Below are 15,836 nucleotides of genomic sequence, written 5' to 3' on the forward strand. Positions count from 1 at the left end.
CCCACACGGGGGTATGAGGAGCCGGAACCAAATAAAACATTTGGCACTGACATTCATCGACACACTATTGAGTTCTCAAAGAACACACGCACACAACTCCACCCCAGATTCTCTCGGGAGGCTTGTTGAGGCAACTTTCCTAGCCTAGCCAACCGCCCGCGCAGAGTCAAGTCTGCTCGTTCGATCCGGCAACGCTGGTCGCCAGGCGCTCCTCGTCCTACCTCGTTTCCCAGGCCGCTGTGCTCAACGTTTCCGCTGCGCTTTGGGCTCCGGGTCGGTGTCCGTGTCGCTCTGACTTGGATAAAGTTACGCGGCGGAGAACGTCGAGTCAAATCCGCACTACACGCATGTCATTCCGCAGGTCAGAGGCCATCCGACACCCCCGAAACCTGGTCCGGGCCACCCGAATGTGACCCGAGCCACGTGATCTTTATGCGCCTGCCCGCAGTACGCCCGCGAAGTTCCGCTTGCCGCGGCGCAGCACCAACCACCGTCCGTGCAGGTAGTCAGCATCGGCGGGCGTCCATTCCAGATCCGAGATCCGCTCGTTGTTCACCGACGCTCCACCCTCGTTCACCGCCCGACGCGCGGCGCCGCGGCTCTCCGACAGTCCGGAGGCGACCAGCAGATCGACGATCGTGCTCGGTTCACCGGTCCCGACCTGCGCGACCGTGCCGTCGACCGCGGCTTCGCGCAGGGCTGCCGACAGCGTCGGCTCATCGAGTTCACGCAGATCCGCGCGGCCGAACAGGGCCTGACTCGCCAACTGCACGGCGAGGGTATTCGCCTCGCCGTGCACCAGATTCGTCATTTCCTCGGCCAGCTTGCGCTGCGCTTCCCGAGCATGCGGACGCTCGGTCGTGGCCGACTCCAGCTCGGCCAACTCCTCGCGGGACAGGAAGGTGAACCAGCGCAGGTACCGCACGACATCGGCATCGGCGGTATTCACGAAGTACTGGTACCAGGCGTACGGGCTGGTCATCTCCGGATCGAGCCACAGGCTGCCGCCGCCGGTCGACTTGCCGAATTTCTTGCCGTCGGCCGAGGTAACGAGCGGCACGGTCAGCGCGTGTACCGACGCAGCATCGACGCGACGGTTCAGCTCCACGCCGGCGATGATGTTGCCCCACTGGTCCGAACCACCGACCTGCAGTGTGCAGCCGTAGTTGCGGCGCAGCTGGAGGTAGTCGTTGGCCTGCAACAGCATGTAGCTGAATTCGGTGTAGGAGATGCCCTCACCGTCCAAGCGCCGCTTGATGGTGTCGCGGGCCAGCATGACGTTGACCGAGAAGTGCTTGCCGATATCGCGTAGGAAGTCGACGGTCGATAGCTGACCGGTCCAGTCCATATTGTTGGCGATGATCGCGCCGGTGGGCGAGTCGTCGAGGTCGACGAAGCGCTCGAGTTGCGAGCGGATCCGGCCCGCCCATTCCGCGACGGTATCGGTCGAATTCATGGTGCGCTCGCCCACGTCGCGCGGGTCGCCGATGAGGCCGGTGGCACCGCCGGCCAGCACAATCGGGCGATGACCCGCGCGCTGGAACCGCTTCAGCGCAAGCAGCGGAACCAGATGTCCGGCGTGCAGGCTGGCCGCGGTGGGATCGAAACCCGCATACAGGGTCAGCGGCCCGGCGGCTATCGCCGCGCGCAGGGCTTCCAGGTCGGTGGACTGCGCGATCAGTCCGCGCCAGGTCAGTTCGTCGATGATGTCGCCGCTCACGCCTGCGCCTCGCTGGCGCTCGGCTCCGGCGTGCGCGAGGCGCGCTGGCACATGGTTCGCTCACTTCGTTCGCTCACGCTGTCCCATCTTTCCGCACCGGTCCCCGCGACCGGTATGGCCCTCAGTGTCGCCGTGCGCCGCCACGCAGGGCGAACCATTTTCGGTAAACGCGACAACGATCGACAGACCGCAGGTCTGCCGATCGTGTGCGTTATTCGGATGTTCAGCGAGCCAGCAGCTCCCGCACCGCGACGATGCTGTCGCGACGCTGCCAGGCGATCCAGACGAACACCACGCCGAGCACCAGCGGGAAGGGCGCCAGAGCGGCCGCGCCGAGCAGGAACACCTGGGTCAGGGCGGCGCAGACCATGGTGATGGTCAGGCCGACGGCTGCGGGGCCGGTCAGGCGGGGCACCAGCAGGCCGATGCCGCCGGCGAGTTCGACCAAGCCGGTGAAGTAGCGGAACCACTGGCCCCAACCGATCGTGTCGAAGGATTCGACCGCAGCATGCGCACCCAGCAGCTTCGGGGCGGCGGAGGCGATGATGAAGAACAGCCCGAGCAGGATCTGCACGGTCCAGAGCGCGATATTCATCTTCTTGCTGGGGCGGTGGGCAACGGCGGCGGCGGTGATGGGGGCGGCGGAGGCGATGGCGGTCATCTGTCTATCCTTCGGTTCGGTCGCGGCGGGTGCAGCGCGTTCAACAGATAGGACGGACACCGCGCCGAAAACTCATCGCTGATCCCGAAAATTCTTGTGACCTGGCGTTATACCGCTTCCATCGGAGCGCGCGGGCTGCGCCGGTAGACCGAGACCGCCGGTGATGCGAGCCAGAATCGCCACGGTACATCCGCCGCGCTGCTGACCCCGACGCGCGGGCCGTTGGAAATCTCGGCGGGGTCGATCGCGCCGTTGAGTTCCAACCGGATCGGCGAGGCAGGGTCGAAGAGCGGAGTTCCATAGTCGCTCAGCGTGATTCCAAGCGCGCTGCCGAGATTTCCTGGGCCCCTTGCCAAATCGGCGTCGGTGCGGGCTGGTGGCCGTCGATCCCTTGCCGTCTCCAATCCGGCGATCACTTCGCCGGACCTGATGAGTACCGCGCTCGCCGTGCCGTCCGGACCGCTGGTCACGTTCACGCACATGTGCATGCCGTAGCTGAGGTAGACGTACAGCACTCCTGCGGGCCCGAACATCACCGCATTGCGCTTGGTCCGCCCGCGTCCGGAATGCGATGCCGGATCCGGCCACGGTCCGGCCGGATCGCCGCCATATGCCTCTACCTCGACGATGCGCACGCCGACCGGTCCGGACCACAGCGTCGAGCCGAGCAGTCGGCGGGCCGCGGCGGGCGGTTCGACCGCGAGTTCTTCATTTCGCACGACTCTCAATTGTTCCCGAAAGTCAGACGTAGCGACTGTGCTGGCCCGAGCGCAGCGTGACGAGGTCGTCGATGATCACCGCGGCGTAGCCGACAGCGACCAGCACTGCCAGCTGTGCCCAGGCGACCCATACGACACCGATCGGGATGGTGACGGCCACCGCAGCGGCGGCGAGCAGTCGCGACCACGGGCGCGGCAGACCCAATGCGAGCCGGAAACAGAATTGTCCGAAGAAGTACAGCGCGACGCCGCCGGAGAGCGCGGACGCCGCGGCGATGGAAGCGCGTTCGTTGCCGTGCGCGATGGTCATATTGATGCCCGCAGCGGCGACCGTAATGCCGATCAGCAGTGGGTAGAGCGCATAGCCGTAGGCGAGCAACGCGGGACGCGAGCGTTCCCGCGCGGGAACCGCGGCAAGCGCGTGCTCGCCGCGCTCGTCGTCGATCCCGAAATAGGCCCACCACAGCACATAGACCAGGCAGAGGCCGAGTGCGACGGTGGCGGTCAGCGGCACCGTCAGCTTCTCCCCTGCCAGTCCCAGACCGATCGCGACCACCGATTCACCGATGGCGACGATGATCACCAGCCCGTTGCGCTCACAGAAGTGGCTGGCCCGCACCACGAAATCGCGGGTGTCGACCAGGTACGGGCTCAGTATCTGCACCGCGAGTGCCGAGGCCCAGCACAGGTATTGCCACCAGCCGTGCACGAATCCGCCCGCGAGCACGAGCCCTGCCGCGAGCGCGTTCAGTGGCGCGAGGCGTTTGATCGCTTGGCTGGCCGAGGTGCCGCCGCTGACCCAGAACAGTGCCGTGTGCACGGTGTTGACCAGGACGTATCCGAGACCGAAAGCTAGACCCGTGCCGTGGAACGCGTCCGGGATCGCCAGCGCCAGCACGAAGAAGCCGAACATGCCGATCAACAGCAGCGTGCGGCGCTGCGAACTGCTCGGCGCCACCTCGTTGGTGAGCCAGACGTAGCCGCTGTACATCCACCAGATAACCCCGAACAGCACCACCACCTGAGCCAGTGCCTCCCAGCCGGGATGGTGGGTGAAGACGTGGGTCAGCTGGGTGATGGTGAAGACGAAAACGAGATCGAAGAACAGCTCCAGGGTGGAAACCCGAACCTGACCTCCGTCCACGTTTGTTTCCGTGGTCTGGCTGGTCACGGCAGGATCGTAAAGCAACGCCCCGCAATGGTCACCCGAGGACGTCGGTCCCCATGTAGAGCCCCCCGAGTTTGCTCGGGTTCACCTGGAAGCGCAGGTTGTGGATGTGGCCGTCGATGATGTCGTAGGTGAACGCCGCCACCGGATTGCCCTCGATGCGCGCCAGCGCACCGAGTTCCCCGTTGATATGCGCTGGCTCGAGGACGATGCCCGCGACCGACGGCTTGGCGAGTACGCCGAGGACCCAGCGGGCCACATGATCGGGTCCGTACAGCGGACGCCGGGCCGCGGTGACCACGCCGCCGCCATCAGACCATGAGGTGACATCGGGGGCGAGCAGATCCATCAGGGCATTGAGATCGCCACCGGCGCAGGCGGCCATGAATTGTTCGGTGATGTGGGTGCGCTCGGCCTTATCGGTATCGAAGCGCGGGCGGCGGGACTGCACATGTGAGCGGGCCCGATGTGCGATCTGCCGGACGGTGGCCTCGGGCTTGTCGAGGGTGTCGGCGATTTCGGCGTGGCTGTAGCCGAAGACCTCGCGCAGCAGGAAGACCGCGCGCTCCACCGGATTCAAGGTCTCCAGGACCACCAGCATCGCGGTGGAGACGGTGTCGGCCAACTCGGTCTCCTCGGCGATATTCGGTGAGGTCAGCAGGGGTTCGGGAAGCCAAGGGCCGACGTAGGTTTCGCGTTTGGCCTTGGCGGAGGTGAGCCGGTTCAACGACAGGTTGGTGACTGTGCGCACCAGATAGGACTTGGGGTGCTGGACCGCCGACTGATCGGTTTCATTCCACTTCAGCCAGGTGTCCTGGAGGATGTCCTCGGCATCGGTGACGGTGCCGAGCATCCGGTAGGCGGTGGAAAAGAGCAGCCGCCGGTGTTCGATGAATGGATCCCGCGCGGGCGTAGCGTCGACCATTTGGCCCATGCTCCTATTGCAAGTCCGGATTTGGCAATCCAGCTTTCGGGACGAACGCGGAAACCGCCCGCCTGGGCTGGCGGACGGCTCATCCGGTTCATACGGTCCGACGCGTGGCCTTGCCGCCCTTGGACAGCTGGACCGAGACCGTCATCTTCTTGCTGAGCTTGAAGCTCGGCAACGGGCTGCTGCTCACGCTCTCCTTGTACAGCACGGCGGCGCGTCCGGTCAGGTAGAACCGGCCGGGGGTGTCGTCGACCTTGGTGAACTGGATGACAGCATCCGTGCGCCCCAAGCTGACGGGCTGGTGGAAGTAGCCGAACCGGAACGGCTTGACCTTCTTGCCCTTCAGCTGCCGCGCGATGGTGTCGGCGGCGTACGCCGCGGTCGGCATACCGGACTGGCAGGTGCCGTGGATCTGTCCCCAGGCCTGGCGCACTGCGGCGGCATCGCCGATGGCATGGATGTTCGGGTGCGAAACCGACCGCAGGGTCGGATCGACCACGATGAGCCCGCGCGCATCGGTTTCGATGCCCGACTGTGCGGCCAGTGGCGAGACACGGACGCCGGTGGTCCACAGGGTCAGATCGGCCGAAACCAGTTCGCCACTGGCGAGTTCGACCGCGTCCGGCAGCACCTTGGTGACCGACTGGCCGACCTGACGAGCCACGCCGAGCCGATCGAGTGCCTTGTTCAGATAGGCACGGGCCTTATCGCCCATCATCGCGCCCGGTTCGGTCCTGCTGATCAGCGTGACGCGCAGGCCCGGGAAGCTTTCAGCGATTTCGGCTGCCGCCTCGATACCGGTCAGACCGCCGCCACACACCGCGACAGTGCCACCATTGGCCGCAACCACCGCGAGGTGTTCAGAGAATCGGTGGGCGGTGCGCGGATCGTTCAGGGTCCAGGCGTGATCGTCGGCGCCGGGCACGATGCTGGTGTCGGTGCTGCTGCCGAGTGCGTAGACCAGCTCGTCGTAGTGCAGCGTGCCGGTGCCATCGAGGTAGACCCGCTGGGCCTCGGGATCGATGGAAGTTGCCCAGCCCTGGACGAATTCGATGCCCGTACCCGCCAGGATTTGCGGGATCCGATTATCGGCCAACTCCTGCCCCGCGGCGATCTGGTGCATGCGCAGCCGCTCGGTGAAGCGGGCGGCCGGGTTGACGAGGGTGATCTTGACATCGAGCTTGCGGGTACGCCTGGCCAGCCGAATGGCGGCCAGCATGCCGGTGTAGCCCGCGCCGAGTACGACGATCCGATGCGTGGTGGTGGTCATGGCTTGCTCCCGTGGTCGGTGTCACCGGGGCAGGTTGTTGGTTGGTGACGACCATCGGACAAAGCAGCACCGCCGGACGTGACAGCCACGCGATGTGACGTGGGACACCCACCGGATCAGGGGTGAAATGGGGACGCTCCCGGATGTGGTCAGGGGCCGGTGATCCTTACCGTCTGCGGCATGTCTTCGGTTTCCCGGCCGCGGTGGTTGCGGCGGTTTCTCTCGATCGGCGTGGCGGTCACGACGATTTTGCTGCTATCGGTTGGCGGCTGCGTGACGTGGGTGTACAGCAGTGCGTCCATATCTACTGTCGGCAGTACCGAATTCAATAACGAACTCGCGATTCCGCCGCTGGCGCAGTCTCGGGTGCGAGCGGACGGTACGCGGGTCTTCGAACTCGAAATGCGTTCGGGGCAAAGGGAATTCCGTGCGGGTCAGTCGACCGGGACATGGGGGTTCAACGGAGACTATCTCGGACCAACGCTGCGGGCGCGGCGCGGGGAGAAGGTAGAAGTCGCAGTTCGGAACAATCTTTCGGAGCAGTCGACGGTGCACTGGCACGGGATGCATCTGCCCGCGGCAATGGATGGCGGGCCACACCAGATGGTGCAGGCCGGTGACACGTGGACACCGCACTGGACAGTGGACCAGCCCGCCGCCACGCTCTGGTACCACCCGCATCCGCACGGTGCGACCGAAGAGCACGTCCGGCGTGGTCTCGCGGGGCTATTCCTACTCGATGACGAAGTGTCCGAAGGGCTTTCGCTGCCGAAGAACTACGGCGTCGATGATCTGCCGGTGATCGTCCAGGACGTGAAATTCCGTGGCAATCAGCTCGATTCGTCACACGGCATGTTCCGCGACGTCGGGTTCCTCGGCGACCGGACCATGGTGAACGGAACTCTCACGCCCTATCGGAGTGTCGGCGATGAGCTCGTGCGGTTGCGGTTGCTCAATGCTTCGACGGCGCGGATCTACACCTTCGGCTTCGCCGACGAACGCCACTTCTCGCTGGTCGGCACCGACGGCGGACTGGTGGAACATCCGGTCGCGCTCGATCGGGTGCGGTTGTCGCCGGGCGAACGCGCCGAGATCGTGGTTCGCGTGCGGCCCGGCGAACGGACGGTGCTGCGCAGCACGAAACTCGATGCGGGACTGAACTTCTGGACGCAGCGATTCTCAGGCGGTGACGACAGCTTCGACATCCTCGAATTGCGTGCGGCCTCGACATTGCGGCAATCGCCGGAATTGCCTGCGGTACTGACACATCCATCCACACCGGATGGCTCGGATTCCGTGCGCGAGCGAAACTTCGAACTGAATCTGAGTGGTATCAACGGCAGTCCGATGGCAATGGATCGGATCGATCTGACGGTCACTCGCGGCACCGCCGAAACCTGGGTGGTGCACAACAACGACGGCATGCCGCACAACTTCCACATTCACGATGTGCAGTTCCGCGTCCTCGAATTGAACGCCGCACCGCCGCCCGAAGCGCTGACCGGCCCGAAGGACACCATCTTCCTGCCGCCGAATACCACCGCGAAACTCGCCATGCGGTTCGACGGACCCGCCGATCCGAACTCGCCGTACATGTATCACTGCCACCTGCTCTGGCATGAGGACCAGGGCATGATGGGCCAGTTTGTCGTGGTCGAGCCCGGCCAGTCGGCCGGAACACCAACACATCACCACTAACGGGTCTTGCCCAGCGAACCAGAGCGCGCTAAATTCATCACACAGTGAATTCAACACTCGATGAATTGAGGCGTCCCATGACGGACCTGCACTCATCCCACGCCGTCGAGGTTCGCAACCTCACCGTGCGCCGCGGCGGCCGCGAAGTCCTACACAACATCTCGCTGACCATCCCGCGCGGTTCCATCACCGGACTGCTCGGACCGTCGGGATGCGGCAAGACCACGCTCATGCGCAGCGTCGTCGGAACCCAGATCGTGGCGTCCGGCGAGATATCCGCGCTCGGACTACCGGCGGGCGCAGCGGAACTGCGGCATCGGATCGGTTATGTGACCCAGGCACCGAGCATCTACCGCGATATCAGCGTGCGCGAAAACGTCGCCTACTACGGCGCGCTCTACGGCCGTGATCGCGACGACATCGACACAGCCATAGCCGCGGTCGGTCTGCTCGACAACGCCCATCAGCGCGGCGACGAGCTCTCCGGCGGCCAGGAGACCCGCGCATCACTGGCCTGCGCCTTGGTCGCGCAGCCGGAGGTGTTGATCCTGGACGAACCGACGGTCGGCCTGGATCCGGTACTGCGCGTCGACCTGTGGAAACAGTTCCACGAGTTGGCCGCCAACGGAACGACACTGCTGGTCTCCAGCCACGTGATGGACGAGGCCGAGCACTGCGACAAACTGCTGTTGATGCGCGAGGGCGATCTGCTCGCCGAGCTCAGCCCGGACGAACTGCGCACCGAGACCGGTGAGCAGAACCTCGAACAAGCCTTCCTCACTCTGATCACGATGGGACGTGCGGCATGACTACCACCCTCATACCGCGCCACCGGACACCGACGCTGCGTCCCTATGTCGCGACGACCGGACGCATCCTGCGTCAGCTGCGCAACGACCACCGCACTGTCGCAATGATTCTCGTGGTTCCCGCGGTCCTGATGGCGCTGCTCTACTTCATCTACAAGGACGCCCCGACCAACCCGTTGAACCCGGTGCCGATCTTCGACCGCGTCGGCATCAGCATGCTCGGCATCCTGCCGTTCATCGTGATGTTTCTGATCACGGCGATCGCCATGCAGCGCGAACGCACCTCCGGCACCTTGGAGCGGTTGCTGACCACACCGCTGTCGAAGCTCGATCTGCTCGCCGGCTACGGCACCGCCTTCTCGCTGGCCGCGGCGGCACAGGCGGCGGTGGCCTGTCTGGTCTCCTTCGGGCTGCTCGGCCTGGATTCGGCGGGCAGTCCGGTCTGGGTGGTGGTGATCGCCATGGTCGACGCGATCTGCGGCGTCGCACTCGGGCTATTGGCAAGCGCCTTCGCACGCACCGAATTCCAGGCCGTGCAGTTCATGCCGGTGGTGGTCGCACCGCAGATCTTCCTGTGCGGCTTGCTTGTTCCGCGCGGACAGTTGCCCGGCTGGTTGGAGGCGATCAGCAATGTGCTGCCGTTGAGCTATGCGGTCGATGCGCTGCAACAGGTTTCGACACATTCGGATGTCACGGGTCAGATGCTGCGTGATCTGGCTGTCGTCGCCGGATTCGCCATTGTCGCGCTGTGCCTGGGCGCGGCCACGCTACGACGGCGGACCACGTGACGGCCGAGGAGACCGCACCGGACCCGACGACCAACGGCGACCGGGGCACTCGCTCCGGTCGCCGGCCGGGTCGCTCCGGCGCCCGCGAGGACATCCTCGCTGCCGCCCGCGCCCGCTTCGCCGAAATCGGTTTCGACAAGACCTCGATTCGCGCCGTCGCCGCCGACGCCGGGGTGGATCCCGCGCTGGTCCACCACTATTTCGGGACCAAACAGCAACTGTTCGCCGCGGTGGTCGAGTTGCCGATCGATCCTGAGGCCACGCTGCGTCTGATCGAGGCCGCGCCGCTGGATCGGCTCGGCGAAACCATTCTCGGTTCGGTGCTCGCGGTATGGGACTCCCCCGCTGGTCCCGGGATCGTCGCGGCGGTGCGCAGCATTCTCGCGGGCGGTGATACCGCGCTGGCCAGGACATTTGTCCTGGATGTCGTCCTGGAACGGGTACGGATGCGGATCGCGAAGCCCGAGGATGACGGTCGCGCCCGGGTCGCGCTGGTGGGAACGCAGATGATCGGCGTGCTGGTCGCGCGCAAGATCCTGGAGATAGAACCGCTGGCCTCGATGCCGGGTCCCGAACTGGTCGCGGCCGTCGCCCCCACGCTGCAGCGCTATCTCACCGGTGAAATTGATACTCCCGCACCGTGATTCGCGGTGGCGCACGCTATCGTGCGCCACCGAGCGGATAACTGCTCAGGCGTCGGCGTGCTGGCTGGTGAAGGCGGCGTGCTCGGCGTCGGTGACATCGCGGGCCTCATCGATCAGCAGCACCGGAATGCCGTTCTCGATCGGGTAAGCGCGGCGCAGGCGCGGGTTGTAGAGGGCGGTCGCGCCCTTGTCGTCGCGGACCAACAGCAGCGGACCCTTGTCCTGCGGGCAGGCGAGCAGGCTCAACAGTGTGGCGTCCAAGGCGGTTTCCTCCGGCATGATCGATAACTTACCCGGCGCCTAGAACCGTTCCGCACCCGAACCGCCCGACGGCGGCTCGGGCATGGGCGCCCGGCGGAACGAGATGTAGCGATGCCCGAAGAAGCTCGCGATGGCGACCAGACCCATCACCACCACCGCGGCCGGCCTACTCGGCAGATGCAGCACCGAAACGGCCAGCGACAGCAGTGCGATATTCATCAGCAGCCCACCGGAATTGACCGCCACGAAGCGAACGAAATCGCGCAGCATATGTCCGCGCACCCGGAAGACCAACGTGCGATGCAGTACGAACGCGATAACGATGCTGACGGCATAGGCGGCGACGACCGCGACCGCGGGCGGCACCCGCTCGCCGAGCACCGACAGCCACAGCAGCGTCAGCACCATCCCCAGCGCGGTATTGAACGCACCGACCATCGCGAAGGCGATCTCCTGCCGACGCACCAGCCGCAGCAGCAGACCCGGATCCTCGGCACCGGTCGCGCCCGCATGATCCGCCGTGAATTCGGCCTGCTGGTCAGCTGTCAACGAGATACTCCCGCCAGATCGGGTTCCGAAACAGACGCGGTCACCGGCGGTTCGGTCCGCTGCGCGTCGTCCTCGTCGCGCTCGCGACCGCGCACGAACATCCACTGCAATGCGCCGATTCCGAACAGCCCGAGCAGTATCGCGACCCCGCCGATCTTCCACCCCGGCGGCCGCCAGGTCAGCTCCAGGTCGCCGTTCTTGGTACCGGCCGGAATATCCACGGCGACGAAGGTTTTCGCGACCACGTCAAAGGGGATCGCCCGGCCGTTCAGCTTCACCTGATAGCCCGGCCAGCCCAGCCGGGCGAAGACCACGCGACCACCAGTATCCGAACTCACGCGAACCCGGCTGGTCAGCTCCGATTCCGACACCGACGTCGCGGTGCCGCCCGAGACCGTCGACACCCGGCCGTTCTGCGTGGACAGCAGCCCACCCACTCGCTCGAGCACCGCGATGTACTGCTCATGGTCCGGGTAGTCGACCCAATGCCAGCCAGATGGTGCGGGTTGATTGCGCGCGTCCGGGTACAGCGCCTTCTGCAGCACTACCCGATCCACCTTCATCAGGTCGACGATCGTCATACCGGTAGTGGGCTCCGTCGCGAAGGCCCGCCGGAAGGCATCGGGGCAGACGCTGGTGTCCCAGCGCATGCACAGCATTTCACCGAACCAGAAGTGCCCGTTGGGCGTATAACCGCTGACGTAGGTCTTCTCCAGATCCTTGGCGTAGTTACCGAAGACCAGCGATCCGTACGCGCCCCGCAGCGAACGATCCTCCGGCCGGATCAGCCCGCGATCGGCCAATTGCAAGGTGGTGCCCCGAAATTCGGGAAACGCGGCCTTCATCTGCGACCGCTGCTCGGGCAGATTCCAGCTCATCGGCGTCGGCTGTGCCGCACGCACCTGCAGGAACGCGATCGGGAACACCGAAACGATGGTCAACGCGCAGGCCGCCGCCATGCTCTTCTTCATCCCGAGCCACACGACGGCCGCGCCGAGCACGGCGATTCCGACCGCCGCCACCACATGCCAGATGACCTCGCGCGGCGCCGCCGAGAACGACCGCACCCACAGCAGCCCGATCAGCACGCCCGCTGCGATACCGCGGCCACGCCAATTCTCGAAGGTGGCGAAGCGGCCGAGCAGCACGCACACCAGCACCAACAGTCCGAGGGCCAGCATCGGCAACACTCGCGCGGGCCAGCGCAGCGGGCCGATGGTGCCCGGCCCCGCCGTCCACATCAGCGCCATCAACGCGACGAGCGCGATCGCGCTGAACTCCCGCCACGAAGCGCGCGCCTTGCGCCAGTCGACGAAGGCCAGCGCCGGAATCAGGAACCAGGCGATATAGACCACCGGCATCGGCTGCACATAACCCCACCAGGAGTTGTACGCGGGCAACGAGCTGGGCAGGCTGGCATTGAGCGATTCCGACCATGGCACGGTCAGGAACTGGTCGTTATTGATCTGAGCCGTGCCGCGCCACGTCACCTTCGCCGACAGCATGCTCGGCAGATAGGTGGCCAGCCCTGCCACCGCAGCACAGCCCGCGACCGCGAGCAGTCGCAGCGACGGCTGCCATTTGCGTTGGTAAACAACCTCCCCCACGGCCACCGCGCCGATCATCAGCCCGGCCTCGACCGCGGGGAAAATGTATTGCACCGAGATGGCCAGATACAGGAAAACGAAGGTCGGGATCGGCCCGCCACGTCCCCGTGCGTAGCGCACGCTGGATGCCCATGCATGCACCAGCCACGCGGTACCGGTGAAGGCGGTGTACCAACTGGCCTCGTCGAAGAACAGCAGCCAACCGGTGAACGGAATCGACACACCCGCGACGGCGGCCCACGGCAGCCGCGCCCCGTACTCCAGGCAGATGCGGTACACACCGGTTCCCAGGACGACCGCGAAGATCAGCTTGATCACGGTGGTGTAGAGCGCGATATTGTCGACCGAGGGCGCGATCAGATCGATCAGCAGTTGCGGCGGATTCAGCAGGCCCGCCTCCTCAATGGCGTAGTCGCCTGCCATCCAGTGCTCGGGGACCAGCACCGGGAACTGTCCGTCGCGCAGGGACCGGCCGAGCATCACCCACAGCGGGCCGTACTGCGACTCACTGTCATCCGTGTAGAAATGCCTGGCATTGGCCAGCAGGACGGCAACATATCCGGCGATCACACCGAGCGCGGTTATGAATCCCCACTTGTACACGTCCCGCCGGGCGGGGGCGCTGCTTTCCACCACGAGTTCCAGACCCTACAGGGCGCACTCGTCGAGGGACACCTCCGATCGGGATGCACGGATCGACCGCTACGAGACCACGTCCGCCAATTCACGATCCGGCTCGCCGGGGCTCGGATGATCCGCCGCCGGCGGCTCCGGGGCCCGACGCCGCGATCGCACCCACAGCCACTGCAGCACCCCGATGGCGGCGATGCCGAGCGCTGTGGTGCCGATTCCGATCTTCCAGCCCGGCGGCCGCCAGGTCAGCACCAGTTCGGCGTTCTGCGTGCCGGCGGGTATGTCGACGGCGACAAAGGACTTCGCCACGGTGGTGATCGGGATCTGCTTACCGTCCAGGGTCACCCGGTAACCCGGCCAGCCGAGGCGCGCGAATACCACCTTGCCGCCGCCGGCCGAGGACACCCGTACCCGGCTGGTGGTATCGGTCTCCGAAATCGATGTCGCTGTCACATTTTTCGCATCCGCGACGCGACCGTTCACCGTCGAGATCAGACCGTCCACGCGTTCCAGCACCGAGATGTAGCGCTCGTGGCCGGGATAGTCGACCCACTTCCAGCCCTCCGGTGCCGGCTGATTGCGCGCATCGGGGAACAGGGCGCGCTGCAACACCACCCGGTCCAGCTTCATCAGATCGACAAGGGGACGGCCGGTGGTCGGCTCCGGGGCGAACATCCGCCGATAGGCGTCCGGGCAGACGCTGCTGTCCCACCGCATGCACAGCAGTTCGCCGAAATAGAAGTGACCGGTCGGGGTGTACCCATTGACATAGGTCAGCTCGAGCGATTTGGCGTAGTTGCCGAAGACCAGAGATCCGTAGGCGCCGTCGAGGCTCATATCGTCGCGCTGCAGTAACCCGCGCTCGCCGAGTTGGATCGTGGTACCGGGAAAGTCCGGGAACGCGGCCTGCGCCTCGGACCTGTTGGTCGGCAGATGCCATGTCATCGGTGTCGGCTGAGCGGCATTGACCTGATAGAACGCGATCGGGAACATCGCGACGATGATCAGCACACCCGCGGTGGCCAGACTCCGGTTACGCCCCAGCCATACCGCTCCGGCGGCGAGCGCGCCGATCGCGGCGGCCGCCAGTACGTGCCGGACCACATTGTGTGGATCCGCGGAAAAGGACCGCACCCACAGCAGACCGATCAGCACAGCGGCAGCGACGCCGCGACTCTTCAGATCACGGACGGTGGCGTAGCGCCCGAGTAACACACAGACCACCACGAGCAGGCCGAGCGCGAGCATCGGCAGCACCCGCACCGGCCAGCGCAGCGGACCGATCGAACCCGGTCCGGCACTCCACATCAGCATGATGATCGCGAACAGTGCGACCCCGCTGAGCTCGCGCCAGGATTCGCGGGCGCGCCGCCAGTCGATGAAGGCCAACGCTGGAATCAGGAACCAGGCGATATAGGTGACCGGCATCGGCTGGATATAGCCCCACCAGGAGGTGAACGCGGGCAATGTGCTCGGCAGACTGGCATTCAGCGATTCCGACCACGGCACCGTCAAGAACTGGTCGTTGTTGATCTCCATAGTGCCGCGCCAGGTCACCTTCGCCGAGAGCATGCTCGGCAGAAAGGTCAGCAATCCGGCCAGACCGGCACCCGTCGCGGCGGCGGTCAACCGCGCCACCGGCTGCCATTTGCGTTGGTAGACGAGCTCGCCCACCGCGACGGCGAGCAGCATCAGCGCCGCCTCGACGGCCGGGAAGATGTACTGCGTGGAGATGGCCAGGTAGAGGTAGATGAAGACCGGAATCGGCCCGCCGAGACCGCGGGTGTAGCGCACCGACGACGCCCAGGCATGGACCAGCCATGCGGTGCCGGTGAGCGCAGTCATCCAACTGGCCTCGTCGAAGAACAGGAAGAAACCCGACAGCGGGAACGCGACACCCGCGACCGCGGACCACACCGGCCGCGCACCGTATACCAGGCAGATCCGGTAGACACCGAGCGCAGCGATGATCGCGAAGATCAGTTTGACGACGGTCGCGTACACCGCCATGTTGTCGACCGACGGCGCGATCAGATCGATCAGCAGCTGCGGCGGGTTGAACAGGCCGGCATCATCCATCGTGTTGTTGCCCGACATCCAGCGCTCGGGCACCAGCACCGGGAAGGTGCCGTCACGCAGCGCGCGTCCCAATCCCACCCAGAGTCCGGTGTACTGGGATTCGGTGTCGTCGGTGTAGAAGTGCCGTGCGTTGGCCAGCAGTACCGCCAGGTATCCAGCGATGACACCGAGTGTGCAGACGGCACCCCATCGGTACACCTCCCGACGTGAATCGGGCTCCCTGTCGCGGGCGTCGGGTCCTGCGTTTTTCGCCTCCGTCACTGCACCAACCGTCACGAGTTCCAAACCCTACAGCGCAC

General features: G+C 65.5%; 14 protein-coding genes. 4 read left to right on the top strand and 10 right to left on the bottom strand.

Annotation, left to right across the window (positions count from 1 at the left end; genetic code table 11):
* Positions 1-430: 430 nt before the first annotated feature.
* From tyrS to AB0J47_RS27715, 6 genes are all read right to left on the bottom strand, one after another.
* Complete coding sequence (tyrS, locus tag AB0J47_RS27690) at positions 431-1,720, bottom strand: tyrosine--tRNA ligase (protein ID WP_364352082.1); 1,290 nt, start codon at positions 1,718-1,720, stop codon at positions 431-433.
* 223 nt (positions 1,721-1,943) lie between these two features.
* Positions 1,944-2,381 (bottom strand): DoxX family protein, encoded by a 438-nt coding sequence (locus tag AB0J47_RS27695; RefSeq protein ID WP_364352085.1) that lies wholly within the window; start codon positions 2,379-2,381, stop codon positions 1,944-1,946.
* A gap of 107 nt (positions 2,382-2,488) precedes the next feature.
* On the bottom strand, positions 2,489-3,100 hold the full coding sequence (locus AB0J47_RS27700) for a DNA-3-methyladenine glycosylase (RefSeq protein WP_364352088.1): 612 nt from the start codon (positions 3,098-3,100) through the stop codon (positions 2,489-2,491).
* 22 nt (positions 3,101-3,122) lie between these two features.
* Entirely contained in the window at positions 3,123-4,271 is a 1,149-nt protein-coding gene (locus tag AB0J47_RS27705; RefSeq protein WP_364352091.1) for a low temperature requirement protein A, read from the bottom strand.
* Between the two features lie 31 nt (positions 4,272-4,302).
* Positions 4,303-5,202, bottom strand: coding sequence for an RNA polymerase sigma-70 factor (locus AB0J47_RS27710; protein WP_364352094.1), 900 nt, complete (start codon positions 5,200-5,202; stop codon positions 4,303-4,305).
* An 88-nt stretch (positions 5,203-5,290) separates the two neighbouring features.
* The gene (locus tag AB0J47_RS27715) at positions 5,291-6,469 is read right to left on the bottom strand and encodes an FAD-dependent oxidoreductase (protein ID WP_364352097.1); all 1,179 of its coding nucleotides are present in this window, start codon (positions 6,467-6,469) and stop codon (positions 5,291-5,293) included.
* Positions 6,470-6,649: 180 nt separating this feature from the next.
* On the opposite strand from AB0J47_RS27715, the gene AB0J47_RS27720 reads away from it, so the two are divergent.
* The 4 genes from AB0J47_RS27720 to AB0J47_RS27735 all read left to right on the top strand — a co-directional run bounded on the left by AB0J47_RS27720 (position 6,650) and on the right by AB0J47_RS27735 (position 10,408).
* Positions 6,650-8,167 carry a multicopper oxidase domain-containing protein gene (locus AB0J47_RS27720; RefSeq protein WP_364352100.1) on the top strand — a complete coding sequence of 506 codons (1,518 nt, stop codon included), beginning with the start codon at positions 6,650-6,652 and terminating at the stop codon, positions 8,165-8,167.
* Between the two features lie 77 nt (positions 8,168-8,244).
* Positions 8,245-8,976: an ABC transporter ATP-binding protein gene (locus AB0J47_RS27725; RefSeq protein WP_364352103.1), complete on the top strand. Its 732-nt coding sequence runs from the start codon at positions 8,245-8,247 to the stop codon at positions 8,974-8,976.
* Positions 8,973-9,764, top strand: coding sequence for an ABC transporter permease (locus AB0J47_RS27730; protein WP_364352106.1), 792 nt, complete (start codon positions 8,973-8,975; stop codon positions 9,762-9,764). The genes AB0J47_RS27725 and AB0J47_RS27730 overlap by 4 nt, the downstream gene beginning before the upstream one ends.
* Positions 9,761-10,408 carry a TetR family transcriptional regulator gene (locus tag AB0J47_RS27735; protein ID WP_364352108.1) on the top strand — a complete coding sequence of 216 codons (648 nt, stop codon included), beginning with the start codon at positions 9,761-9,763 and terminating at the stop codon, positions 10,406-10,408. The genes AB0J47_RS27730 and AB0J47_RS27735 overlap by 4 nt, the downstream gene beginning before the upstream one ends.
* A gap of 45 nt (positions 10,409-10,453) precedes the next feature.
* Here AB0J47_RS27735 and AB0J47_RS27740 read toward each other — a convergent pair whose 3' ends face one another.
* From AB0J47_RS27740 to AB0J47_RS27755, 4 genes are all read right to left on the bottom strand, one after another.
* Positions 10,454-10,687: a Trm112 family protein gene (locus tag AB0J47_RS27740; protein ID WP_040689305.1), complete on the bottom strand. Its 234-nt coding sequence runs from the start codon at positions 10,685-10,687 to the stop codon at positions 10,454-10,456.
* A gap of 21 nt (positions 10,688-10,708) precedes the next feature.
* Positions 10,709-11,218, bottom strand: coding sequence for a GtrA family protein (locus AB0J47_RS27745; protein WP_364352110.1), 510 nt, complete (start codon positions 11,216-11,218; stop codon positions 10,709-10,711).
* A complete protein-coding gene (locus AB0J47_RS27750; protein ID WP_364352497.1) occupies positions 11,215-13,458 on the bottom strand; it encodes a hypothetical protein in 2,244 nt (747 codons plus the stop codon). The genes AB0J47_RS27745 and AB0J47_RS27750 overlap by 4 nt, the downstream gene beginning before the upstream one ends.
* A gap of 69 nt (positions 13,459-13,527) precedes the next feature.
* Positions 13,528-15,735 (bottom strand): hypothetical protein, encoded by a 2,208-nt coding sequence (locus tag AB0J47_RS27755; protein WP_364352500.1) that lies wholly within the window; start codon positions 15,733-15,735, stop codon positions 13,528-13,530.
* Positions 15,736-15,836 lie beyond the last annotated feature (101 nt).

Source organism: Nocardia sp. NPDC049737, assembly GCF_040674755.1.
Lineage (GTDB): Bacteria > Actinomycetota > Actinomycetes > Mycobacteriales > Mycobacteriaceae > Nocardia.